The following is a 23,911-nucleotide window of genomic DNA, read 5'->3' as shown; positions in this document are numbered from 1 at the left end:
GGCGCCGTGAACGAGAACACCACCGAATACGGTGGCGTCCACGCCACGATGGAAGCGCTTTTCAATCCTCACGCGAAAGTTTGTCGATAGTGCGGCGGTCGCGCTTGGTCGGCCTGCCCTGCAACACGGCTGCCGGTTCGCGAAAGAGCCGGCGCCGCTCCTGTTCCGCGGCGCGCCGGGCGCGCCCGGCTTCGGTTTCCGCATAGAGCGTCTGCGCGATGCTGGCCGGGCCGCGCACGTCGCAAATGCCCAGCACATCCACTTCCCAGACCACGTGATCGATCTCGAATTCGACACGGTCGCCCACGCGCACGTCCTTCGACGCCTTCACCGCCTCGCCGCCGATACGCACGCGCCCTTTGCCCACCGCGTCCGTGGCCAGCGAGCGCGTCTTGAAAAAGCGCGCGGCCCAGAGCCACTTGTCGATGCGCAGGCGCGCGCCCGGTTCGGTCGAGATTTTGTAGTTCATACGTTGCGTCCTGATTTAGCGACCCGCGCGTAGCTCAGCGGCTTCACGCCACCGCGCCCGCCGCGCCGGTGTGCGCGGTCGCCGCCTGCACGGGCCAGCCTTGCAGGTTCTGCGCCACGATTTCGCCGAGCGCCGCGATCCACGCGCGCGAGTCGTTCAGGCACGGAATACGGTGGAACTCCTTGCCGCCGCCGTGCAGGAATTCGTCGCGCACTTCCATGCCGATTTCCTCGATGGTTTCCAGGCAGTCGGCCGTGAAACCCGGACAGAACACGTCCGCGCGCCGCACGCCCGCTTCGCCCAGTTCCTTGAGCGTGGGCGCCGTATAAGGCTGAAGCCACTGCGCGCGCCCGAAGCGCGACTGGAACGTGACGCGGCACTCGACCGGCGTGAGTTCCAGCGCGTGCATCAGCAGCGACGCGGTCTGCTGGCATTGCTCGTGATACGGGTCGCCGAGATCGAGCGTGCGGCTCGGCACGCCGTGAAAACTGAGCACGAGACGATCCCCGGCCGCGAAATCGGGCCTGCCGTGCGCGTTCCAGTAGTGATGCACCTGCGCGGCCAGCGCGGCGATATAGGCCGGATGGTCGTGATAGCCGCGCAGCGTGCGGATCTCGGGCTGATTGCGCATGCGCCGCAGTGCAGCAAACGCGGCGTCGAAGGCGGTGGCCGTGGTCGAGGCCGAATACTGCGGATACATCGGCACCAGCAGGATGCGTTCGGCGCCCGCGAGCTTGAGCTGATTGAGCATCGCCGGAATGTCGGGCGTGCCGTAGCGCATCGCGTAATCGACGATCACCGTGTAGTCGTTGATTTGCAGCAGATGACGCAGCGCGTCGGTCTGCTTCTGCGTGTGCACGCGCAGCGGCGAGCCTTCGGGCGTCCAGACGGCCGCGTACTTTTTCGCCGACGAGCGTCCGCGCAGCGGCAGGATCAGCGCGCGCAGGATCACCTGCCAGATCGGCGCGGGGATCTCGACCACGCGCGGGTCGGAGAGAAACTGCGCGAGATAGCGGCGCACGGCGCGCGGCGTGGGCGCGTCGGGCGTGCCGAGATTGATGAGCAGCACCGCAACGCGATGCGCGACAGCGGATTGCAGGGGCCGCTCGAGGTCGAAACGCATAGGCGATCAGGGACGCCGCGCGAGCAGCGCAGCAACGGTTGCACAAGGGATCATTATAGCGGGCGGCTTACGGTGGGCCAGGCAGTGCGGGTGCGATGAACTTGCAGCGGGTGTGGGCTGGGCAACGCAGCGGCGCCGCAACGCTCGCGCTGCAACGTTAGCCATTCGGCTAATGGCGCGCCGCCCCGCTTTCGCCGATCATGGCCTCCAAGGCGCCCGGTTTTGCCCTAGTTCTGGCTAAGCGTGAGCGAAAGCAGCCGCGCGGTGATGTCCACGATCGGAATCACGCGGTTGTAGGCCATGCGCGTCGGGCCGATCACGCCGAGCGTGCCCACGATCTTGCCGTTCACTTCGTACGGTGCGGTCACCACGCTCATTTCCTCGATCGGCACGAGTTGCGACTCGCCGCCAATGAAGATCTGCACGCCCTGCGCGTGGCTGGAGACGTCCAGCAGCTGCAGCAGGCTGGTCTTCTGGTCGAACACGTCGAACAGCTTGCGCAGCCGCGCCATGTCCGAGGACAGATCGGCCACTTCGAGCAGATTGCGCTCGCCGGAGATGAGCACGGTCTCGCCGGTGTCGGATTCCTCGGTGCTCGCGGTCACGGCCGCGTGCATCAGCGTGGTCATGTCGCCGCGCAGCGCGTCGATTTCCTCGCGCAGACGGCGGCGCACCTCGTCGAACGAGAGGCCCGCGAAATGCGCGTTGATGTAATTGGAGGCTTCGATCAGCTCGGACGGCGCGAAGTCGCGCTGCGTCGCCATGATGCGGTTCTGCACGTCGCCTTCGGGCGTCACGATGATCAGCAGGATGCGCTTGTCCGACAGGCGCATGAACTCGATCTGCTTGAACACGTGGCTGCGGCGCGGCGTCAGCACCACGCCCGCGAACTGCGAGAGGTTCGAGAGCACGCTGGCCGCCGCCGCCACCACTTTCTGCGGCTCGCCGGGGCGCAGCGTGGTTTTCACCGCGCGCGTGAGGGCGTCCTCGTCGGCGGAAGGCTCCACCGTGAGCATGGTGTCGACGAACAAACGGTAGCCGCGCGGCGTGGGCACGCGGCCAGCCGAGGTGTGCGGACTCGAGACGAGCCCCAGCTCCTCCAGGTCCGACATCACGTTGCGGATGGTCGCCGGGCTCAGTTCCAGCCCGGAGAATCGCGACAGCGTGCGCGAGCCGACCGGCTGACCTTCGGCGATGTAGCGCTCGATCAGCGTCTTGAGGAGGGTTTGTGCGCGGGGATCTAACATGACTGAAAATTTTAGCCTAATGCCGGGTTCGGGGCGAGTACGCACGCGGGCGGCCGGGCGTCCGTGTGCCGCCCGGCGCGCGGCACAACGGGCGAAATGCACGGCTGTCATCGGCGCGTCACCGGCTTTTGCGAGAAAGGCGCCGCGTTTCACGAGAAAAGCGCGCGCGGGCGCATGGCCGCGGAAGGCGTGTTTTTTCGCCCGCCGCCCCGCCCGTATTGGCTCCCAGGTTCTTTTCGGGACCTGACTATGGTGTAATTGCGGCATGCAGATCCAGAAGATCCAGAGCCAGTTCAAGACGGTTGCGCTCGTCGGGCGCAGCAACACGCAAGGCATCGGCGAGCCGCTGATGGCGCTCGCCCAGACTATTTCGCAACGCGGCTTCGAAGTCGTGTTCGAAGCGCAGACCGCCCAGGAAATCGGCGCCAGCGGCTATCCCGCGCTCCAGCCCGCCGAAATCGGCGCGCGCGCGGACGTGGCCGTGGTGCTCGGCGGCGACGGCACGATGCTCGGCATCGGCCGCCAGCTCGCGCCCTACCGCACGCCGCTCATCGGCATCAACCACGGGCGGCTCGGCTTCATCACCGACATCCCGTTCTCCGACATGCAGGAGATCGTGCCGCAACTGCTCGCGGGCAGCTTCGAGCGCGAGGAGCGCTCGCTGCTCGAATCGCGCATCACGCGCGACGGCGACCCGATCTATCACGCGCTCGCCTTCAACGACGTGGTCGTGAACCGCAGCGGCTTCTCCGGCATGGCGGAGCTGCGCGTGCACGTGGACGGCCGCTTCATGTACAACCAGCGCTCGGACGGCCTGATCGTCGCCACGCCCACGGGCTCCACGGCTTACGCGCTGTCGTCGCAGGGGCCGATCCTGCATCCGCAGCTGCAGGGCATCGTGCTCGTGCCGATCGCGCCGCACGCGCTCTCGAACCGCCCGATCGTGCTGCCCGACGACTGCAAGGTGAGCATCCAGATCGTTGCGGGCCGCGACGTCAACGTGAATTTCGACATGCAGTCGTTCACGGCCGTCGAGCTGAACGACGTCATCGAAGTGCGCCGCTCGCGTCATACCGTGCCCTTCCTGCATCCGGTCGGCTATAGCTACTACCGCACGCTGCGCAAGAAGCTGCACTGGAACGAGCATCCGTCGCTGCAGGACGACCCGCAGGACTAAGCGCGGCCACCCCGCCACAACACTGTATAAACGGCACGCCAGCCCGACTCAAGACGCCATGCTCCGCCACCTTTCGATACGCGACTTCGTGATCGTCGCCGCGCTCGACCTCGAATTCGACAGCGGTTTTTCCGTGTTCTCCGGCGAGACGGGCGCCGGCAAGTCGATTCTCATCGACGCCCTCGCGCTGACGCTCGGCGCGCGCGCCGACGCGGGCGTCGTGCGCACGGGCGAAAGCCGCGCCGACATCACCGCCGAATTCGACACGCCGCCGCACATCCAGCAATGGCTCGACGAGCACGCGCTCGCGCTGCCCGACGGCGAGCGCGTGGTCATGCTGCGCCGCGTCGTGGACAGCAACGGCCGCTCGCGCGCCTTCATCAACGGCACGCCGGCCACGCTCGCGCAACTGCGCGATGTGGGCGAGCGGCTCGTCGATATTCACGGCCAGCACGCGCATCAACTGCTGATGCGCCCCGACGCGCAGCGCGAGCTGTTCGACACGCACGCGGGCCTGACCGACCTCGCCGCCGCCGTCACGCGCACGTGGCGCGACGCGCGCGATGCGCGCCTGGCCGTCCAGACCGCCATGTCGCGCGACCGCGAACTGCAACTGGAGCGCGAGCGCCTCGCGTGGCAGCTCGCCGAACTCGACAAGCTCTCGCCGCAGCCGGGCGAGTGGGAAGAAGTGAACGCGGAGCACACGCGGCTCTCGAATTCGGCGAACCTGATCGACGGCGTGCAAGGCGCGCTCGCGGCGCTTTCCGAATCCGACGACGCGATGATTTCGCATCTGAATTCGATCGTCTCGAAGCTGCGCGACCTCGCCGAAGTCGACAACGAACTCAACGACGCGCTCGCCGCGCTCGAACCGGCCGCGATCCAGCTTCAGGAAGCCTCGTATTCGCTCTCGCACTACGCGCAGCGTCTCGACCTCGATCCGCATCGGCTCGCCCAGGTGGAACATCGTCTGGACGCGCTGCATTCGGCGTCGCGCAAGTTCCGCCTGCCGGCCGAGTCGCTGCCCGACGAGCACGCGGCGCGCCGCCAGCAGCTCGCCGCGCTCGACGCCGCCTCCGACCTCGACGGCCTGCGCGCCGCCGCGGACAAGGCGCAGAACCTCTACCTCGCCGAAGCGCGCCAGCTCTCGAAGGCGCGAGCCAAGGCCGCGCGCGCGCTCGGCGCGGCGGTCACGCAGGGCATGCAGGAATTGTCGATGGCGGGCGGCAGCTTCGACGTCGCGCTGGTGCCGCTCGGCAACGGCTCGAACGGCGAGCCGATCGGCGGCCAGCACGGTCTGGAGCAGATCGAATTCCGCGTCGCGGGCCACGCGGGCGTGCCGCTGCGCCCGCTCGCGAAGATCGCCTCGGGCGGCGAACTCGCGCGTATCAGCCTCGCGCTCGCGGTGATCGCGAGCGCCGCGAGCCCCACGCCCACGCTGATCTTCGACGAAGTGGACACGGGCATCGGCGGCGGCGTGGCCGAAGTGGTCGGCCGTCTGCTGCATCAGCTCGGACACGCGCGACAGGTGCTGTGCGTCACGCACTTGCCGCAAGTGGCCGCGCGCGGCGATCACCACTTCCAGGTGTCGAAGTCCGGCGACGGCAACGGCGGCACGGTTTCGGTCGTCACGCCGCTCGACAGGCCGGGCCGCGTGGAGGAAGTCGCGCGCATGCTCGGCGGGCTGGAGATCACCGCGACCACGCGGCGGCATGCGAAGGAGATGTTGGCGGCGTGAGGCGCGGACACGGCATGCCGGATACGGCAAGGCGGACACGCGCGAACCGGCCTATAGTTTGTCCGGTTATCCGTTCCGAATGAGGGCAACGAGGTGGACATGAAGCCTGCTCAGATCAAACCCGTCAGCTACCTGGAAAATCATGCGGCCGAGATCGTTCGTGAGGTTGCGCAAAGCCGCGAGCCGCTGCTCATCACCGAGGGCGGCGAACCCAAGGTCATCGTGCAAGATGCGCAGTCGTACGACGACATGCAGCAGACGCTCGCGCTGCTCAAGCTACTAGCCTTGGGTCGCAAGGAAATCGAAGCAGGCCAGGTCATCGCGGCAGACGACGTATTCGCCGAACTGAAGCAAATGGACAAGGACGACGGCCTCGTATGAACGTCGTCTTTCTGCGCTCCGCGCGGGACGACTTGCAGGACTTGCGGCGTTATTTGCGCACGAAATTCGGCAATGAAACCTGGCTCGCGACCTTTGCGAGCATCGAAGACGCCGTCACCCTGCTCGCGAAGTTTCCGCAATCTGGATCGACCCCGCCCGAGCTGACAGAACTCGGCCTGCCCGGTTTCCGTCAAGTCGTCGCGGGTATGACCTGATCGTCGACACGCGGCGGGATTTGAAAGACGTGCTGGCGCGGCGTCTACTGAAAGCCTGAACCGCGCCAATCCCTCACCCCTCCCCAAACACCCGCTTCCACAACGCGAGCACCGTCTCGCGCTCGCGCTCGACGCGCGCCGGGTCCACGCGCGCCGTCTCCATGCCGTCGAGCCGCATCTGATGCTGGAGCTTGCGATACAGCCGGTACGCCGAGCCGATCGTATCGGCCTCCTCCTCGCTCATCAGCCCGAAGCGCGACACCTCGCGCAGCAGCGCGATATTGCCGGTATTGCGGATCAGTTCCGGGTCCTGCGCCGCGTGCAGCAGCACCCAGTACTGCACGAGAAACTCGATATCGACCATGCCGCCGCGATCGTGCTTCAGATCGAACAGCTCGGTGCGGTTCGGATGCCCGTCCTCGACGCGCTGGCGCATCTCGACGATCTCCTGCGCGAGCGGCGCGTCGTCGCGCGGCGTGGTGAGCACCTGCACGCGAATCGCCTCGAAGGCGTTGCCGATCCCCGCGTCGCCGGCCGAAAAGCGCGCGCGCGTCAGCGCCTGATGCTCCCACACCCACGCCGTGTTCGCGGCGTCGCCTTCGCGTAGCTGATAGCGGCGGAACGCGTCGAGATCGGTGACGAGCAGCCCCGATTCGCCGTTCGGCCGCAGCCGCAGATCGATATCGAACAGCGTGCCCGCGCCCGTCGCGGTCGTCAGCCAGGTGATCAGGCGGCGCGCAAAGGTCGCGTAGATTTCGGCGGCGCGCTCGTCCTCGTCGTCGTAGAGAAAGATGATGTCGAGGTCCGAGGCGTAGCCCAGTTCCTTGCCGCCCAGCTTGCCGTACGCGATGGCCGCGAAGCGCGGCACCTCGCGATGGCGTTTCGCGAACTGCTTCCAGACGGTGTCGATGGTCGCGTCGAGCACCGCGTCGGCGAGTTCCGAGAGGCGGTCGCTCACGTGCTCGACCGAGAGCCGCCCGGCCAGGTCGTTGAGCAGGATGCGGAACACCTCGGCCTGGTGCGCGTGGCGCAGCAGGTCCATCTGCTGCTCGACATCGGTGGCGGCGGCGAGGCGCGCGCGCAGCAGGCGCGAGAATTCCGGCCAGTCGAACGGCGACGAAATCGCTTCGTCGTCGAGCAGTTCGTCGAGCAGTTGCGGATGGCGGATCAGATAGCCCGACGCCCAGCGCGACGCGCCGAGCACCTTGAGCACGCGGTCGAGCGCATCGGGATATTCGGTCAGCAGCGCGAGATAGGCGCCGCGCCGGATCACGGCTTCGAGCAGGTCGAACATGCGCGCGAGCGTGACGCCACGCCGCGCGCGCGGCTCCAGCGTGCGCGCCGCGTCGAGCGCGCGCTGCGCGACGATGTCGAAACGCTCGCGGCTCTTTTCGGGCAGGCCCGTGTAGCGCGACGAGGTCCACAGGCCACGCAGGCGCGCAAGCAGCGGCGCCGGATCGTCGATGCCGAGGTCGGCGAGGCGTTCGAGCAAGGCGCCGTCCGCGCTTTCCTCGGCCAGCGCGCCGCTCCAGACCCACGCGGCCGCGCCGTCTTCTGGCGCGCCGCAGCCGCTCTCGCCGCCGACCTTGTCCGAGAAGATCTGGTCGAACTGATGCTCGACCTTTTCGCGGTGCGCATCGAGCACGCTCATCAGCGCGGCGTAGTCGCTGAAACCCATCGATTTCGCGAGCGCCGCGCGTTCGGCGTCGTCGACGGGCATGGCGTGCGTCTGCGCGTCGTCGCGATATTGCAGGCGGTGTTCGAGTTCGCGCAGGAAGTTGTAGGCGAGCGTCAGGTCGTGGCAGACCTCGGACGCGATCAGGCCGCGCGCCGCCGCGTAGCCCAGCACGGCGAGCGTCGGGCGCACGCGAAAGCCGGCGTCCTGGCCACCGCGAATCAGCTGGAACACCTGGGCGCTGAATTCGATTTCGCGGATGCCGCCGCGCCCGAGCTTGATGTCGTCGGCCTTGTCGGGGCGCATCATGGCGCGGCGCTGCGCTTCCTGGCGGATCTGCAGATGCAGCGAGCGGATCGCGCTGATCACGCCGAAATCCAGGTAGCGGCGATAGACGAAGGGCTTCACGAGGGAGTCGAGCTGCGTGGCGAGGCGCTGCGCGCTGTCGGACTCACGTTCCGAGACGAGCCGCCCCTTGATCCACGCGTAGCGCTCCCACTCGCGGCCCTGCACGTAGAAATATTCCTCCAGCATGCCGAGGCTGCACACGAGCGGTCCCGAGTCGCCGTTCGGCCGCAGCCGCATGTCGACGCGGAACACGAAGCCGTCCGCGGTCACGTCGGACAGCGCGCCGATCAGCCGCTTGCCCACGCGCGTGAAGTAGTCCTGGGTGGCGATCGGCGAGCGCTGACCGCCGGTGGTTTCGCCGTCGTCCTCGTAGACGAAGATCAGGTCGATATCCGACGACACGTTGAGCTCGCGCCCGCCGAGCTTGCCCATGCCGACCACGCCGAGCGTGAGCTTTTCGCCGTTCGGGCCGCGCGGCTCGCCGAACACGGTTTCGAGATCGGCGCTCACGACCGCGAGCGCGCGCTGGATCGCGACTTCGGCGAGATCGGTCATGGTGCCGGTCACTTCGGCGACGTCGGCGACCTGGCCCAGATCGCGCTCCATCACCGCGCAGATCACTTCCACGCGCACCTGGCGCAGCGCGGTCTTCAACTGCTCGTCGGTCAGCGCGAGACGCAGCGAACCGGAAAGCGAAGCATGAGCCGAAGCAGGTGCGGCGCTTGCTGGATCGACCGCTCGGCCGCCAGCCTGCGCGCACAGCGCGTCGAGCCGCGCGACGATACGCTCGCGCGTGATCGGCGCGGCGGCGAGCGCCTCGACCTCGGCTTCGAGGCCGGGACGGGCCGCATAAGCGCGCGCCGCATAGCGCGAATAACTGGAACTCAGAAGGGGAATGTCAGTCATGAAGGCCTGGCCCGGCGGAATAAGCGGAGAGAAACGTGGATGATCGCGCGATGAAAGCGGCACGGGAACCGGACAATACGCGGGACGCTCGCGGAACCCACGCGCAACACGCGCGGACCGCACAGCGCCGAAGATGACACGCGCGTGGACCGGCGGTGACGTTCCGTTGCAAGGCTTGCAGATACCAGACGCCGCGCCTGGGCTCGCACGCTTCGCCCGCCGCGTCGCGCCGGACACCGAAGCGCCTGTCAACCGCCCTGCCCGCCATGTAGAAACCCGCGCGCCACGGGCCATCCCGGCTTCCCCGGATGGCCTTGTATACGGCCCTGTGTGATACATTTCGTCGTCAGAACGCAACGCTACCATACCCCACCCGCCGCAGCATGCCCGAGCGTAACGACCCCGCCGGCCCGCACCCCACCGGACACGCCAGCCGGGAAAGTGCAGACGCGGGCTCCCAGCATCACCACCCGGTCCTCCGTCACACGCTGCGCGTGCTGGCGTGCATCGCGCTCGTCCTGTATTTCATCGTGTCGGTGCTGCTGCTGGGCTTGCGCTACATCGTGCTGCCGCATGTGGACGACTTCCGTCCGCGCATTGAAAAGCTCGTCTCCGACAAGATTCACGCCGATTTCCGCATCGGCAAGCTCTCGCCGCACTGGTCGGGCTTCCAGCCCGGCATCGACGTCGCCGACCTCACCATCCGCAACCGCCAGGGCCAGCTCGCGCTGAACGTGCCGCACGCGACCGCCTCGGTGTCGTGGCGCTCGCTCGTGCTGTTCGAGCCGCTGCTTTCCAGCATGATCGTCGAGCGCCCCGACGTGCTGATCACGCGCGAAGACGACGGCACGCTGACGGTCGCGGGCGTGCCCGTACCCACCGCGCATACCGGCAACGCCACCTTCACGACCTGGCTGATGCGCCAGCAGGCCATCGTGCTGCGCGGCGGCACGCTGCGCTGGACCGACGCCACGCGCGACGCGCCCGAACTGAAGCTCTCGAACATCCGCCTCGCGATTCTCAACGAGGGTTACGTGCACCACGTCGCGTTGCAGGCGCCCGCCGAGGGCACGGTGCTGCACGGCCCGCTCGACTTCCGCGCGCAATTCAGGCATTCGAGCCTCGCGCCCGCCGGCAAGCCGAACACGTGGAGCGGCAACGCCTATATCTCGACCGGTCCCGTCGATCTGCCCACACTGGCGCGCTACATTCCGCTGCCCATCACGACCTATGCAGGACGCATCGACAACGCGATCTGGGCGCACTTCGAAGACGGCCGCATCCAGTCCGCCGACGGCGTGCTCAGCGGCAGCAATGTCGCGCTGCGCGTGAAGCCCACGCAGCCGCGTCTCGATCTGCCGGTCGCGCGCTTCAACTGGCGCATGGGCCTCGCGCCCGGCGACTTCACGCTGCAACTGCACGACTTCCACGCCGAACTCGGCCAGCCGCCGCTCGACGACGGCACGCCGCTCGTGCGCACGCTCGCGCTCACCACGCTCGACGCGCGCTTTCGCCAGCAGTCGCGGCAAGTGGGCCAGCTCGTGAGCGTGCGCGGCGACCGCATCGATCTGGGCATCCTCGCCGAGTTCATGCGCGCGCTGCCGCTGCCGGGCCGCGTGCAGAACGCGCTGGTGCGCTTCAATCCGCAAGGGCTCGTCGCCAACTACGAACTCGCGCTCGAACGCGGCGCGCCCGACTCGGGCGAAGCGGCCACCGAGCAGCGCTCGGCGCCGGTGGAGCCGATCCTCCACTACCGCTTCAAGGGCGATCTGCAAGGCATCAGCGTGGCGGCGCAGGAGCCGGGACCGGGCCTCACGCCGCGCAATCACCCGCGCGCGGGCCTGCCGGGTTTCGAGAATCTCTGGGGGCATATCGACGCCGACGAATCGCACGGCTTCATCCGCCTCGACGCCTCGAAGTCGGCGGTCACGCTGCCGGGCGTGTTCGACGATCCGCGCCTGATCTTCGACAGCCTGTACGGCACCGCGAAGTGGACGGTGGCCGCCAGACGCAATCCGGGCGACAAGCTCAAGGCCTTCGTCGTCGACGTGAGCGAGCTGGGCGTGCAGAACGCCGACGCGCGCGCGAAGATGACCGCGCACTACACGAATCCGGGCCACGGACGCGGCGCGCTCGATCTCGTCGCGCATTTCGACGAGGCCAAGGTCAACGCCATCGCGCGCTATCTGCCCACCAGCATCAGCGAGAAAACGCGCATCTATCTGGGCCACGGGCTCCAGGCGGGCATCTCGAAGGGCGCGACCATCGAGATTCACGGCGATCTCACCAAATTCCCCTATTCGCGCGACCCGGACGCGGGCCAGTTCCGCATCGTCGCGCCGTTCAAGGACGGCCGCTTCGACCCGTCGCCGTATCCGCCCAAGACCATGCGCAACGGCGTGCCCAACGTGTGGCCCGCGTTCGACGGCATCGACGGCGTGTTCACGCTCAAGGAAAAGCAGCTGCGCTTCGACGTGGCGCGCGGCCATTACCGCAACTTCGTGCTGCGCGACGTCAACGGCCGCATCGACGAACTCGGCATCAAGGGCTCCGATCTCGTGATCGAAGGCGCGGGGCGCGGCCCGCTCGCCGACCTGCTCGCGTACGCCGACAACAGCTCGATCGGCGCGATGTCGAAGCACGCGCCCGCGAAGGTGCACGCGCAAGGGCCGGCCACGCTCGCGCTCAAGCTCACGATCCCGCGCAAGCCGATGCCGAAGGTGCTGGTGGCCGGCGCGATCGGCTTCGAGAACAACACGCTGGCCGCCGACAACGTGCCGCCGCTCTCGGCGCTCAACGGCAAGGTGCACTTCACGAACCGCAGCGCCGAAGTCGAGCGCCTCACGGGCCGCTTCCTCGGCGGCGACCTGCGCGCGAACGGCGGGATGCGCGAGGACGGCCGCTACAAGCTGAACGTGGCGGGCAACGTGGCCGTCGATGCGGCGCGCGGCCTCAATCTGCGCGGCACGGCGGCGGCGGTGCTCGAACGCTTCTCGGGCGCGGCGCCCTACTCGCTCTCGGTGGACGGCACGCGCGGCCATCTGCCCGACGTGAAGGCGAGTTCCGATCTCACCGATCTCGCCATCGACCTGCCCGCGCCGTTCGGCAAGCGCGCCGGCACGCAGATGCCGCTGCGCTTCTCGCTGCAGCCGGGCACCGGCGACGCCAACGACGCCGGCACGGTCGCCAGCGCCACCGACGCTTCGGTCTATCAGCACGCGGAACTCACGCTCGGCCCGCTCGCGGCGCGCTACGTGCTGCGCCGCAATCCGGGCCACGCGGTGCCGGACGTGGTGCGCGGCGCGATCGGCATGAACAAGCCCGCCGACCTGCCCGCCGAAGGCGTGACGGCGGCCGTCGATGTGCCCGAGTTCGACGCCGACGCCTGGCGCATGGTCGTCCAGCAGTTGCGCGGCAAGGCGGCGGCAAGCAATGCGGCAGCGGTGGCGGCGCAACGTGCCGATCGCGCAGAATCGGCGCGCGACAGCGCCCCGGCCAACGCGGCCGCGACGGCGATGGCGAACGGCGCCTCCAGCCCCGCCGCGACCAGCGCGGCCAATGCCGTGGCGAATCCGGCGAGCGGCGCGGCGGTTTCGGCTGCGGCTCCCGCCAATAGCGCAAGCACCGCGGCAATCAACGCTGCAACCAGCGCATCGGCCGCCATTCCGGCCAGCGCGGCAAACGTTGCCGCCGCGCCGCCCGCGCCCGGCGGCGCGTTCGCGCAGTACCTGCCGTCGCGCTTCGCGGTCCACGTCGGCACGCTCACGCTGCTCAAGCGCCACTGGGAAAACGTGATCGTCGGCGCCTCGCGCAGCGGCGAGCGCGGCAACGAATGGCAGGCCAACCTCGCCTCGAACCAGGTCTCGGGCCACGTCTCGTGGAAGCCGGGCGCGGTGCCCGGTTCGCCCGGCACGCTCGAAGCACGCCTCGCGCGCCTCGTCGTGCCCGCCGCGACCGAGAACGACCTGCTCGGCCAGGCCGTCTCGCAGCCCGCGCAGAACATGCCGTCGATCGACCTCGTGGTGAACCAGCTGATCGTGCGCGGCCGCGACCTCGGCCGCCTGCAGATCAACGCGCACAACTCCGAAGAAAACGGCGTGCCGGTCTGGCAGCTCGACACGCTCGACATCCTGAACCCGGACGCGCACTTCACGGCCACCGAAAACTGGCGCGCGATCGGCGACGAAGCCGCGCCCGCCGACACCGTGGGCGGCGTCACGCAGACGCCGCGCCGCACCGCGCTCGATTTCCACGTCGACATCAAGGACGCGGGCAAGCTGCTCGAACGCGCGGGCGTCGCGCACGCGATCAAGAGCGGCGAAGGCACGCTCAGCGGCAACCTGGTCTGGCGCGGCGGCCCCACGAAGATCGACTTCCCGACGCTCAACGGCAATCTCGCAGTCGACCTGCGCCACGGCCAGATCCTCAAGGTCGATCCGGGCGTGGCGAAGCTGCTCGGCGTGCTGAGCCTGCAAAGCCTCGCGCGCTTCGCGAGCATGGACTTCCGCGACGTGATCGGCGAAGGCCTGCCCTTCACGAGCGTCACGGGCACGGGCCAGATCCAGAACGGCATCGGCCGTACCGGCGACTTCAAGCTCGTCACCGCGCCGGGCCGCGCGCAGATGCAGGGCACCGTCGATCTCGCGCACGAGACCCAGGACCTGCGCGTGCACGTGGTGCCGACGGTCAGCGCGGGCGCGGGCGTGGTGGTCGCCGCGATCATCAATCCGTTCCTCGGTCTCGCCGCGCTGGTGGGCGACATCGCGCTCTCGCACACGGTCGAGTCGGCGTTCGCGCGCGACTACGCCATCACGGGCTCCTGGGCCAAACCCCACGTCGAGCGCCTGCACGGCGATCAGGGTAAGATGGACGCGCAGGTCCCGGCGGCGGCGCATTGAGGTTCGGATCACGGAACCCCTCCTCCCTGGCGCGGCTGCCCGAACGGGCCGGCAACGAACATCGTCCACTCACGAGCCGCCGATGAGCGAATCTCCCACGCAAGCCGCCACGTCCACCCCAACCGCGCCGCCCGCGACGCTTTTTCGCGTCGCCGCGCTGCAGATGGTCAGCACGCCCGACCCCGCGCGCAATCTCGCCGAAGCCGAACGCCTGATCGCCGACGCCGCCGCGCAAGGCGCGCAGCTCGTGCTGCTGCCGGAGTACTTCTGCTTCATGGGCCACAAGGACACCGACAAGCTCGCGATCCGCGAAGCTTACGGCGACGGCCCAATCCAGCGTTTTCTCGCCGATGCCGCGAAGCGCCACGGCGTGTGGATCATCGGCGGCACGCTGCCGCTGAAGGCGCCCGAGGAAACCCGCGTGCTCAACACCACGCTCGTGTTCGATCCGAGCGGCGCGGAGCGCGCGCGTTACGACAAGATTCACCTGTTCAACTTCGAGAAAGGCGCCGAATCGTTCGACGAGGCGCGCACGATCCGCCCCGGCGCCGAGGTGCAAACCTTCGAGGCGCCGTTCGGCCGCGTGGGCCTGTCGGTCTGCTACGATCTGCGCTTTCCCGAGCTGTACCGCCGCATGGGCGGCCCCGGCGGCCAGGACGGCTGCGCGCTGATGGTCGTGCCGTCGGCGTTCACGTACACCACGGGCCGCGCGCACTGGGAAATCCTGCTGCGCGCCCGCGCGATCGAGAACCAGTGCTACGTGCTCGCCGCGGCGCAGGGCGGCACGCACGAAAACGGCCGCCGCACCTGGGGCCACAGCATGCTGATCGACCCGTGGGGCGAGATCGTCGACGTGCTCGATGAACACCCCGGCGTGGTGATCGGCGACCTCGACCTCGACCGTATCGCCGCCGTGCGCGCGAGTCTGCCCGCGTGGCGGCATCGCGTGCTCGACTGTTCCTGACGAACCCGGGCGCGCCACTTGAATTGAGCGCACCGCGCCCGAATCTTCCTTCACAGACTCAACGATTGATCCCACTGAGCGCATGAACATCATCGAACCCGGCATCCGCAATCTGGCGACCGCGAAGGACTTGCTCCTCACGCCCTACGGCCTCGACGAGGCAGTGCTCACGCGCACGCTCGGCGAGATCTTCACGCACCGCGTCGACTACGCCGACCTCTACTTCCAGACCACCCGCAGCGAAGCGTGGAGCCTGGAAGAAGGCATCGTGAAGTCGGGCAGCTTCAGCATCGACCAGGGCGTCGGCGTGCGCGCGGTGTCCGGCGAGCGCACCGCGTTCGCCTATTCCGACGACCTCTCGCCCGAGGCGATCCGCCAGGCCGCCATCGCCACGCGCTCGATCGCGCAGGCGGGCGGCGGCAAGCAGAAGATCAAGGTGGCGTCGTCGCTCAAGGGCATCGCGGGCCGCGACCTGTACCTGCCCTCCGACCCGCTGAGCTCGCTCGAAGCGACCGAGAAAGTGAAGCTGCTCGAACGCATCGAGCAGATGGCGCGCGGACGCGATCCGCGCATCACCCAGGTCATGGCCGGTCTCGCGGGCGAATACGACGTGGTGCTGGTCGCACGCAGCGACGGCGCGCTCGCCGCCGACATCCGCCCGCTCGTGCGCGTCTCGGTCACGGTGATCGCCGAACAGAACGGCCGCCGCGAAGTCGGCAGCGGCGGCGGCGGCGGCCGCTACGACTACGGCTATTTCACCGACGACATCCTCAGCAAGTACGTCGACGACGCCGTGCACGCGGCGCTCGTGAACCTCGAAGCGCGTCCGGCGCCCGCAGGCGCGATGACCGTCGTGCTCGGACCGGGCTGGCCCGGCGTGCTGCTGCACGAAGCCATCGGCCACGGTCTGGAAGGCGACTTCAACCGCAAGGGTTCGTCGGCGTTCGCGGGCCAGATCGGCCAGCGCGTGGCGGCCAAGGGCGTCACCGTGGTCGACGACGGCACGCTGCCGAATCGCCGCGGCTCGCTCAATATCGACGACGAAGGCAACCCGACGCAGTGCACGACGCTGATCGAGGACGGCATTCTCAAGGGCTACATCCAGGATTCGCTGAACGCGCGCCTGATGAAGATGCCGGTGACCGGCAACGCGCGCCGCGAGTCGTACGCCGCGCTGCCCATGCCGCGCATGACGAACACCTACATGCTGAACGGCGACAAGGACCCGCAGGAAATCCTCGCCTCGGTGAAGAACGGCCTCTACGCCGTGAACTTCGGCGGCGGCCAGGTGGACATCACGAACGGCAAGTTCGTGTTCTCGGCGTCCGAGGCGTACATGATCGAGAACGGCAAGATCACCTACCCCGTGAAGGGCGCGACGCTGATCGGCAGCGGCCCGGAATCGCTCAAGTACGTGAGCATGATCGGCAACGACATGCGCCTCGACTCGGGCGTGGGCGTGTGCGGCAAGGAGGGCCAGAGCGTGCCGGTGGGCGTGGGCCAGCCGACGCTGCGCATCGACCGCATGACGGTCGGCGGCACGGTTTAAAGCAGCAACCAGGCAGCAGCGCGCGCGGGTTCGCATCGGCGCGCGATGCACGGCGATGCGGAAATTCCGCATCGCCACGCGGATTTTCTGCATCGCACCGCACAATCGCGCGGATAATCCGCTTTTTCGCGCAAACCCGCTTGCCAGCCGCGAGACGGCCGGGGTATAAAGGCAATCACCCTTTTCGACGTAACGAACGCTTTTTTTGCGAAACGCAATTTAGCCAAGCCCAATCCGCCATGTTCGCCACGAAGTTTTATTTTTACTTCTTTTGGTATCTCAGACCGCTGGCGGATCGAGAGGGTTGATAGTACGCGCAGGACCCCGAACAAACGAGAAACCGCCAGCCAAGTCTGGCGGTTTTTTTTCGTCCCGCACTTTTCGTGCATTGCCTCAGAGCCGCATTTTCATCTAACCGATTTTTGCAGCACCGTCCGACCGACGCACGCTACGCACCCAGGATCAGGAGAAAACAACATGCCCCCGCACAACACCGACGATGTCCGTATCCGCGAACTGAAGGAACTGACGCCGCCCGCGCACCTGATCCGCGAATTCCCGTGCTCGGAAGACGCGTCGACGCTGATCTACGAATCGCGCCGCGCGATGCACCGCATCCTGCACGGCATGGATGACCGCCTGATCGTGATCGTCGGGCCGTGCTCGATTCACGACACGAAGGCCGCGATCGACTACGCGAAGCGCCTCGTCGAGGAGCGCAAGCGCTTCAAGAACGAACTCGAAATCGTCATGCGCGTGTACTTCGAAAAGCCGCGCACGACGGTGGGCTGGAAGGGTCTCATCAACGACCCGTTCATGGACAACAGTTTCAAGATCAACGACGGCCTGCGCACCGCGCGCGAACTGCTCGTCTCGATCAACGAACTGGGCCTGCCCGCGGGCACCGAATACCTCGACATGATCAGTCCGCAGTACATCGCCGACCTGATCTCGTGGGGCGCGATCGGCGCGCGCACGACCGAGTCGCAGGTGCACCGCGAACTGGCCTCGGGCCTCTCCTGCCCGGTCGGCTTCAAGAACGGCACGGACGGCAACGTGAAGATCGCCGTCGACGCCATCAAGGCCGCGTCGCAGCCGCACCATTTCCTCTCGGTGACGAAGGGCGGCCACTCGGCCATCGTCTCGACGGCGGGCAATGAGGACTGCCACGTGATCCTGCGCGGCGGCAAGACGCCGAACTACGACGCGGAAAGCGTGAACGCCGCCTGCGCCGACATCGGCAAGGCCGGTCTGGCCGCGCGTCTGATGATCGACGCGAGCCACGCCAACAGCTCGAAGAAGCACGAGAACCAGATTCCCGTGTGCGCCGATATCGGCCGCCAGATCGCGGCGGGCGACGAGCGCATCGTCGGCGTGATGGTGGAGTCGCACCTCGTGGCGGGCCGTCAGGACCTCAAGGAAGGTTGCGAGCTCACCTATGGCCAGAGCATCACCGACGCGTGCATCGGCTGGGAAGACAGCGTGAACGTGCTCGAAGGTCTCGCGGAAAGCGTCAAGCAGCGCCGCATCGCGCGCGGCAGCGGCAACTAGGCACGACGACGCGCAACGACGCGCGTCTACGTCATCGCGAAACAGCGCGCGGCGCGGGCTTCACAGCCGCGCCGCGCGCTCGGGCCGCACGGCGCCGATGCACAGGTCGGCGATGCCGATCACGTTGCCGATCAGGCGACCGCGCCGGTCGAGATGCGCCTCGGGGCGCATCGACTTCAGGCAGTTCATGCCGAGTGCGCGCACGATGTTGCTCGCCGCCTCCTTCCTCGACATCACGCCCTTGCGGCACAGATACATCGCGTTGACCACCTGCGAATAGCCGTAACGGCGGCCCGACACGCGGCCGCCGCGCAGGCCCAGGTGCACGCCGATCAGATAATCGCAGTACGCGAGCCGCCCGCCGCGCGCGAGCCGCCGCGAAAAATCCTTGTCTTCGAGCCAGCCGTAGAGCACGAGCCGTTCGTCGAAACGCAGCCCGGCGATCGCCTGCGCGCGACACGCCATGTTGCAGCCATAAAGCTCGTCGCAGTCACGCAGCGGCGGACGCTGGCGCGCCTCTTCCTGCGCGCCGTCGACGAGCGCGAGCGCTTCTTCCCAGGCAACCGGCTGACCTTGCGCGCCGTCGCGCAGCGTGCGTCCCGACAAACCGACGAGCCCGCTGTCCGCCTCGAACGCCTCGATGCATTGCGCGATCCAGTGACGCTCGGGCGCGAAGTCGTCGTCGAGAAAGATCACGATGTCGATGCCGGGCGCGAGCGCGTCGAGCGCGCGATTGCGCTGCACGCTCGATCCCGCGCTGCCGATCAGCACGTCGAGGCGCAGACCTTCGGCGTCGTAGGGACCGAGATCGGCTGCGCAGCTCGCGGACAGAATCACCTGCACGGGACGCACCGTTTGCCGCGCGAGCAGACGCACAGCCCACGCGGTCGCCGCGGGGCGGCCCTTGGTGGCGATCACGGCGGCCACGCGCGCGGTGTCGTGCGCGGTGTCGTGCGCGGTGTCGTGCGCGGTGTCGTGCGCGGTGTTCCTGGCGGTGGCGCGCATGCTTGCGCCGTCCACGGATGAAGCTGGGGCTGCACCGCCTGTGAGCATCGTCATCGAGTTCTCCGCATTCGCCTGGATGCACGACCGCAGACATCCATTCGCTCCGAGATTACCCCAGGTCGACGCCGGGTCCGAGACGCACAAATCAAGTTGTCCGAATCACTCTATTCATCGGCTGAATTCAACGGGCGATGCATCGCAACAAAAAAGGCGCCACAAGACATTGCCGCAAGAGGTCGGCACAAATTTTCGCCGACAACCGGATCGCCGGCATCCGCCATTCTGCCGGTCTTTTTACGCCATTTTTCGCACCGTTCCCGTGCGTTTATGAATGCTGCATCGCCCATAGCACGGCCCTGCGAGCGCCCAATTTTCCATAGCGAATTTCGGGTTCCCCTTTTGCTACGGCTCGCCTACAACATTCAGAGGAAATCAAAAAACTGACCGGATAACAAGCCGGATACACGAGACACCGTCCCCAATCGACCGCGTCTGCATGCTGGAGCCAGGCTGTGGAAAACAAGATCATGTCTACCGGGACGCGTCTTTATGCCGAGGACCACGAGGCACACGACGCGCACAGCGCGGTGCGCGAGCGGCCCGTGGTGTTCTACGTGCAGCCCTTGATCGCGCGCTACCGTGTCGAAGTCATCGAGTCGCTGAACCGGCTGTTTTGCGTGAAGGTGTTCGCGTGTTCGGAAGGCGTGGAGGCGAGCGGTTTTTCGCGCGAGCGGCCCGACTGCGAGGAGTTCGTCGAGACGCGCATCGCGGCCCTGCCGTCACGGCGCATCCGCATGCAAAGCCGCGTGCTCGAACGCATCGTTCTCGAACGTCCCGACGCCGTGCTGATTTTCGCCGACGTCCGCTATCTCTCGCTGTGGCTCGCGCTCGTCGCGGGCCGCGCCATGCGCGTGCCGGTGCTGATCCACGGTCAGGGACTGTATCGCCACAAGCACGCGGGCCTCGTGCGCACGCTTTGCTACCGGCTCGCCGTCGCGCTCGCGCAGCGTTACGTCTGCTATACCGAGGCGTCGCGGCGCTCGCTCGTGCGCATCGGCTGTCCGGCGCGCAAGCTCGTGGTCGCCAACAACTCGCTCACGGTGTCGTCGACGGTCGAGCCCGCAGCGAAAACCGGCACCGAAAACGGCGTGCTGTTCATCGGCCGGCTGCGCGAGGATTCGCAGATCGAGCGCCTGATCGAAGTGATCGCGCAAATGCATCGCGAAGGCTGCGATATCGCGCTGCACGTGATCGGCGGCGGCGAACATGCCGCGAGCCTGCAACGCCGCTATCGCGACCGCGGCGAGGTGATCTGGTACGGCGCGCTCTACGACGACGACACCATCGCCGCCATCAGCCGCCGCTGCCGCGTGGGCTGCTATCCGGGTTCGGCGGGACTGTCGGTCGTGCATATGTTCGCGCTGAGTCTGCCGCCCGTGGTCCACGACCGGCTGCGTCAGCACATGGGACCGGAGCCGGGCTACGTCGAGGACGGCAGCACCGGTTTCCTGTTCGGCCGCGACGGCGGCGCGCCGGCGCTCGCCGCCACGCTGCGCCGCGCGTGGGCGCTGCCGCCCGACGCGATGCGCGAGATGGCCGCCGCCGCGCACGCGGCCTATTGCCGGCTCAACACGCCCACGCTCGGGCATCAGCTTGCGGAAATCGTCGAGGCGTCGCTGCGTGCTTGAGTGCGTCTGAGTCGTATTTGAGGCGCGATTCAGGCGCATTTCAGGCGCTGATCGTGCGATGCGCTTCACACGCCGCTCAGCGCTTGCACCCCACGCGATACAGCATCCAGCCCGCGCCCGACGCAAGCCCCAGCGTCATCGACCACGCAATGCCCATCACGCCCCACTGGTGCGTGGCGATGGGCACGCTGACCGCGAGCGTGCCGACCTGGATCAGCGAGGCGACCGTCACGGCGCGCGCGTCGCCGACCGCACGGAGATACGAGGCCAGCACCGAGTTCAGCGCGCTGATCGCCATGTTGATGACGAAGATGCGAAACAGCGGCACCGCCGAAAGCCACGCCGCGCCCAGCACGATCGAGAACAGCGGCTCGGCGGCGAAGCGCAGCACGATCACCACGGCGGCGAGCCCGAGCGCCGTCACGCCGAGATAAATACGGAACAGCCGCGCGGCCGCCTGCGCGCCGCCGCGATGATGCGCGGCGAAGGTCGGAAAGAGATACTGCGACATGGCGATGGCGGCGTCGGCGAGCAGCATCTGCGCGAGCTTCGACGACATCTGCCACGCGCCCAACTGCGTCGGCCCGAGCAGCTTGCCGACCACCACCTTGTCGAACTGATTGGTGATCAGGATGATCACGCTGCTCGCCCAGATCCAGCGCGAAAAGCCCACGTAATGGCCGATGCCCGACCAGCGCAGCCGGATCGGCGGACGCGGCGCGAGCGTGGTCCACGTCAGCACGCTCTTGAAGGCCTCGCCGACCATCATGCCGAACAGCAGCGCATACGGACCCGCGCCCGCCAGCGCGAGGCCGACGCCCACGGCGCAATCGACGCACGCGGCGGCGATTTCGATGCCCGCGATATGCTGAAAGCGCCGCTCGCGCTGCGCGATGAAATAGGCCGGCGACGCCAGTCCGCGCAGGAACGGCAGCAGCGCGGCGAGCTGCACGAGGCCGAGCGCGCCGCCCAGTTGAAACTGCGCGTCCATCAGCGGTGCGCTGGCGACCAGCAGCAGCGCGATGAGCAGGCCGCGCGTGGCGAGCGTGGTCCAGATCGCGCCGTTCTGATCGCGCGTGGGCGCCGTCGGGCCCTGGATCACGGCCTGCGCGAGCCCGGTGTCGGAGAGCGCTTCGGCGATCGCGACCGCGAGCAGCGCCACGCTCGCGAGACCGATCGCGGACGGCCCGAGAATGCGTCCGATCACGAGAAATTTGACGGCCACGAGGCCGCGCACGACGACCTGCTGCAGCAACACCCACGTCGCCGCGCCGGGACCGAACCCCGCCTTGACCGGCCACGCCGGCACCCGCATCGCGCGCAATCCGCTTCTCCTTGCGTTGTCCTTTGTCCTGTCGCCGCGAGCGCGCCGTATACGCGCCGCCGCCCCGGGTCTCGCGGGGCCGACCTTGCGACGTTAACCCGGCGCAAACGTCACCAGACGCCATCTGCCAGGCGGAATCGGACGCGCCGCGTGACAGCGTGTGTCAACGTGCGGCAGCGCGCCAGGCGGATAACCGGCGTCGCGCCGCCAGGCGTTTTCGGCCACCCCGGCCCGCATTTTGGCGCGTGGCGCGCGCGCCGCGCTGCTATGGTGAGACGCACAATCCTCAGACGGGCCGACTACATGGATACCGTGTCGATCGCCAGATACCGCCGTGACGACGCCGACGATGCCGCCGACGGAAACGACGCCGTCGGGCCCGGCACAGCCACCGGCTCCGCCAGCGACGGCGCGGCGGCCGACGACGCATGGATCGCGATCATCGAGCCCAACTTCACGGGGCATCGCTGGCGCTACGTCGAATGGGTCTCGCAGGCGTGCGTGGAAGCCGGCCACCGCTGTCTCGTCGTCACGGATACCGCCTACGCCGAACATCCGCTCGTGCAGCGCATCGAGCGCGAGGCGCGCCCCGATCGGCGCGTCATGCTGCTCGACCTGCACACGGTGCCGCGCGGCCTGCCATACGCGTGCAGCGTCTACATGCGCTTTCGCGACTTCTATTCACGCGCGCTCGCCGAGATCAGCCGCTCGACGCGCGTGCGCCTCGTGGTCGTGCCCTACGCCGATTACTTCTTCTACACGCTCGCGGCCCTCGACACGCCGTTCGGCGAGACGCCGTGGATCGCCATCGTGATGGGCATGACCTTCCATCACGCGCAGGCGGGGCTGCGCACGCCGCGCCGTCCGTTCGTCGATCTCGTGAAGTCGATGCTGTTCCGGCGCGGCGTGCGCGCGCGCGGCCTGCGCACGCTGCTCACCATCGATCCGACGCTGCCGGAGTGGTTCGCGCGCACGCGGTCGGCCACGTCGGCCTCGTCTGTCTCATCGGTGGCGGGCTCGACGCGCCTCGCCTACGTCGCCGACCCGTTTCCCGAGATCGACGCCGTCGATCCGCAGATCGCGCGCGCGCGTCTCGGGCTCAATGCGCAGACGCGCTATCTGCTCGTCTACGGCGCGATCGGCGAGCGCAAGGGCATCCGCGAATTGATGGAGGCGCTGGCGCAGATGCACGGCGCGCCCTGCCTCGTGATCGCGGGCCAGCAGGACGAGGAAACGCGCGCGTTCATCAACGCGCACGCGCCGCAGCTGATGCCCGCGCCGGTGATCCTCGACCGCTTCGTGCCCGACGAGATGGAGCGCGATCTGTTCTCGGCCTGCGACGCCGTGTGGCTCGGCTACCGCAGGCATTACGGCATGAGCGGCGTGCTGGTGCAGGCGTACCGCTTCGGCAAGCCGGTGCTCGCGAGCGCCGACGGCCTGATCGGCTGGTTCTGCCGCGACGGCGCGCTCGGTCCGCTGCTCGACGATCTCGAACCCGCCACCATCGCGCGCGCGATCGGCACGCTCGCGCAAAGCTGGCGCGAGCGCGCGCCCGGCGCGGGCATCGCGCGCGCCGACGCGCATCTGCTCGCGCGCAACACGCTCGATCAGTTCAAGCAGACCTTGCAGAACGCGATGGTTTGAGCGTGATGG

16 protein-coding genes are annotated in these 23,911 nt (G+C 68.0%); 10 read left to right on the top strand and 6 right to left on the bottom strand.

Annotated elements, in window-relative coordinates:
• Positions 1-61 precede the first annotated feature (61 nt).
• From LDO54_RS01350 to hrcA, 3 genes are all read right to left on the bottom strand, one after another.
• On the bottom strand, positions 62-469 hold the full coding sequence (locus LDO54_RS01350; protein WP_224005006.1) for an RNA-binding S4 domain-containing protein: 408 nt from the start codon (positions 467-469) through the stop codon (positions 62-64).
• A gap of 43 nt (positions 470-512) precedes the next feature.
• Positions 513-1,592, bottom strand: a complete 1,080-nt coding sequence (gene hemH, locus LDO54_RS01345; protein ID WP_224005003.1) for a ferrochelatase — start codon at positions 1,590-1,592, stop codon at positions 513-515.
• A 227-nt stretch (positions 1,593-1,819) separates the two neighbouring features.
• Positions 1,820-3,175 carry a heat-inducible transcriptional repressor HrcA gene (gene hrcA, locus LDO54_RS01340; RefSeq protein ID WP_436975465.1) on the bottom strand — a complete coding sequence of 452 codons (1,356 nt, stop codon included), beginning with the start codon at positions 3,173-3,175 and terminating at the stop codon, positions 1,820-1,822.
• Between hrcA and LDO54_RS01335 the strand changes: the two genes are divergently transcribed.
• From LDO54_RS01335 to LDO54_RS01320, 4 genes are all read left to right on the top strand, one after another.
• The gene (locus LDO54_RS01335) at positions 3,105-4,016 is read left to right on the top strand and encodes an NAD kinase (RefSeq protein ID WP_224004997.1); all 912 of its coding nucleotides are present in this window, start codon (positions 3,105-3,107) and stop codon (positions 4,014-4,016) included. The two genes, hrcA and LDO54_RS01335, sit on opposite strands and share 71 nt — an antisense overlap.
• Before the next feature lie 58 nt (positions 4,017-4,074).
• Positions 4,075-5,754 carry a DNA repair protein RecN gene (gene recN / locus LDO54_RS01330; protein WP_224004995.1) on the top strand — a complete coding sequence of 560 codons (1,680 nt, stop codon included), beginning with the start codon at positions 4,075-4,077 and terminating at the stop codon, positions 5,752-5,754.
• 99 nt (positions 5,755-5,853) lie between these two features.
• A complete protein-coding gene (locus LDO54_RS01325; protein ID WP_224004992.1) occupies positions 5,854-6,135 on the top strand; it encodes a type II toxin-antitoxin system Phd/YefM family antitoxin in 282 nt (93 codons plus the stop codon).
• On the top strand, positions 6,132-6,350 hold the full coding sequence (locus LDO54_RS01320; RefSeq protein ID WP_224004989.1) for a type II toxin-antitoxin system RelE/ParE family toxin: 219 nt from the start codon (positions 6,132-6,134) through the stop codon (positions 6,348-6,350). Before LDO54_RS01325 ends, LDO54_RS01320 begins: the two co-directional genes overlap by 4 nt.
• Before the next feature lie 73 nt (positions 6,351-6,423).
• Here LDO54_RS01320 and glnE read toward each other — a convergent pair whose 3' ends face one another.
• Positions 6,424-9,279, bottom strand: a complete 2,856-nt coding sequence (glnE, locus tag LDO54_RS01315) for a bifunctional [glutamate--ammonia ligase]-adenylyl-L-tyrosine phosphorylase/[glutamate--ammonia-ligase] adenylyltransferase (protein WP_224004986.1) — start codon at positions 9,277-9,279, stop codon at positions 6,424-6,426.
• A 383-nt stretch (positions 9,280-9,662) separates the two neighbouring features.
• On the opposite strand from glnE, the gene LDO54_RS01310 reads away from it, so the two are divergent.
• The 4 genes from LDO54_RS01310 to aroG all read left to right on the top strand — a co-directional run bounded on the left by LDO54_RS01310 (position 9,663) and on the right by aroG (position 18,241).
• Positions 9,663-14,177 carry a YhdP family phospholipid transporter gene (locus LDO54_RS01310; protein WP_224004984.1) on the top strand — a complete coding sequence of 1,505 codons (4,515 nt, stop codon included), beginning with the start codon at positions 9,663-9,665 and terminating at the stop codon, positions 14,175-14,177.
• Between the two features lie 82 nt (positions 14,178-14,259).
• Complete coding sequence (locus tag LDO54_RS01305; RefSeq protein WP_224004981.1) at positions 14,260-15,141, top strand: carbon-nitrogen hydrolase family protein; 882 nt, start codon at positions 14,260-14,262, stop codon at positions 15,139-15,141.
• An 82-nt stretch (positions 15,142-15,223) separates the two neighbouring features.
• Positions 15,224-16,690, top strand: coding sequence for a metalloprotease TldD (tldD, locus tag LDO54_RS01300; RefSeq protein ID WP_224004978.1), 1,467 nt, complete (start codon positions 15,224-15,226; stop codon positions 16,688-16,690).
• Positions 16,691-17,167: 477 nt separating this feature from the next.
• Entirely contained in the window at positions 17,168-18,241 is a 1,074-nt protein-coding gene (aroG, locus tag LDO54_RS01295) for a 3-deoxy-7-phosphoheptulonate synthase AroG (RefSeq protein WP_224004974.1), read from the top strand.
• A 60-nt stretch (positions 18,242-18,301) separates the two neighbouring features.
• Here aroG and LDO54_RS01290 read toward each other — a convergent pair whose 3' ends face one another.
• Positions 18,302-19,300 (bottom strand): glycosyltransferase family 2 protein, encoded by a 999-nt coding sequence (locus LDO54_RS01290; RefSeq protein WP_224004971.1) that lies wholly within the window; start codon positions 19,298-19,300, stop codon positions 18,302-18,304.
• 473 nt (positions 19,301-19,773) lie between these two features.
• Here LDO54_RS01290 and LDO54_RS01285 point away from each other — a divergent pair, with 473 nt between their 5' ends.
• Positions 19,774-20,934 carry a glycosyltransferase gene (locus tag LDO54_RS01285; RefSeq protein WP_224004968.1) on the top strand — a complete coding sequence of 387 codons (1,161 nt, stop codon included), beginning with the start codon at positions 19,774-19,776 and terminating at the stop codon, positions 20,932-20,934.
• 76 nt (positions 20,935-21,010) lie between these two features.
• Here LDO54_RS01285 and LDO54_RS01280 read toward each other — a convergent pair whose 3' ends face one another.
• On the bottom strand, positions 21,011-22,258 hold the full coding sequence (locus tag LDO54_RS01280) for an oligosaccharide flippase family protein (protein ID WP_224004965.1): 1,248 nt from the start codon (positions 22,256-22,258) through the stop codon (positions 21,011-21,013).
• A gap of 312 nt (positions 22,259-22,570) precedes the next feature.
• Here LDO54_RS01280 and LDO54_RS01275 point away from each other — a divergent pair, with 312 nt between their 5' ends.
• The gene (locus LDO54_RS01275) at positions 22,571-23,902 is read left to right on the top strand and encodes a glycosyltransferase (RefSeq protein WP_224004962.1); all 1,332 of its coding nucleotides are present in this window, start codon (positions 22,571-22,573) and stop codon (positions 23,900-23,902) included.
• Positions 23,903-23,911 lie beyond the last annotated feature (9 nt).

The sequence above is a fragment of the Paraburkholderia tropica genome (assembly GCF_914484835.1).
In the GTDB taxonomy this organism is placed as follows: domain Bacteria; phylum Pseudomonadota; class Gammaproteobacteria; order Burkholderiales; family Burkholderiaceae; genus Paraburkholderia; species Paraburkholderia tropica_A.
Note: the sequence above shows the minus strand (reverse complement) of the source record. Positions and strands in the feature narration are given on the sequence as shown.

What these genes read in the sequence shown, in the direction of transcription:
- LDO54_RS01350 (WP_224005006.1), bottom strand. Translation starts at nt 469, where the DNA reads ATGAACTACAAAATCTCGACCGAACCGGGCGCGCGCCTGCGCATCGAC.
- hemH (WP_224005003.1), bottom strand. Translation starts at nt 1,592, where the DNA reads ATGCGTTTCGACCTCGAGCGGCCCCTGCAATCCGCTGTCGCGCATCGC.
- LDO54_RS01335 (WP_224004997.1), top strand. Translation starts at nt 3,105, where the DNA reads ATGCAGATCCAGAAGATCCAGAGCCAGTTCAAGACGGTTGCGCTCGTC.
- hrcA (WP_436975465.1), bottom strand. Translation starts at nt 3,175, where the DNA reads ATGCCTTGCGTGTTGCTGCGCCCGACGAGCGCAACCGTCTTGAACTGG.
- recN (WP_224004995.1), top strand. Translation starts at nt 4,075, where the DNA reads ATGCTCCGCCACCTTTCGATACGCGACTTCGTGATCGTCGCCGCGCTC.
- LDO54_RS01325 (WP_224004992.1), top strand. Translation starts at nt 5,854, where the DNA reads ATGAAGCCTGCTCAGATCAAACCCGTCAGCTACCTGGAAAATCATGCG.
- LDO54_RS01320 (WP_224004989.1), top strand. Translation starts at nt 6,132, where the DNA reads ATGAACGTCGTCTTTCTGCGCTCCGCGCGGGACGACTTGCAGGACTTG.
- glnE (WP_224004986.1), bottom strand. Translation starts at nt 9,279, where the DNA reads ATGACTGACATTCCCCTTCTGAGTTCCAGTTATTCGCGCTATGCGGCG.
- LDO54_RS01310 (WP_224004984.1), top strand. Translation starts at nt 9,663, where the DNA reads ATGCCCGAGCGTAACGACCCCGCCGGCCCGCACCCCACCGGACACGCC.
- LDO54_RS01305 (WP_224004981.1), top strand. Translation starts at nt 14,260, where the DNA reads ATGAGCGAATCTCCCACGCAAGCCGCCACGTCCACCCCAACCGCGCCG.
- tldD (WP_224004978.1), top strand. Translation starts at nt 15,224, where the DNA reads ATGAACATCATCGAACCCGGCATCCGCAATCTGGCGACCGCGAAGGAC.
- aroG (WP_224004974.1), top strand. Translation starts at nt 17,168, where the DNA reads ATGCCCCCGCACAACACCGACGATGTCCGTATCCGCGAACTGAAGGAA.
- LDO54_RS01290 (WP_224004971.1), bottom strand. Translation starts at nt 19,300, where the DNA reads ATGACGATGCTCACAGGCGGTGCAGCCCCAGCTTCATCCGTGGACGGC.
- LDO54_RS01285 (WP_224004968.1), top strand. Translation starts at nt 19,774, where the DNA reads ATGTCTACCGGGACGCGTCTTTATGCCGAGGACCACGAGGCACACGAC.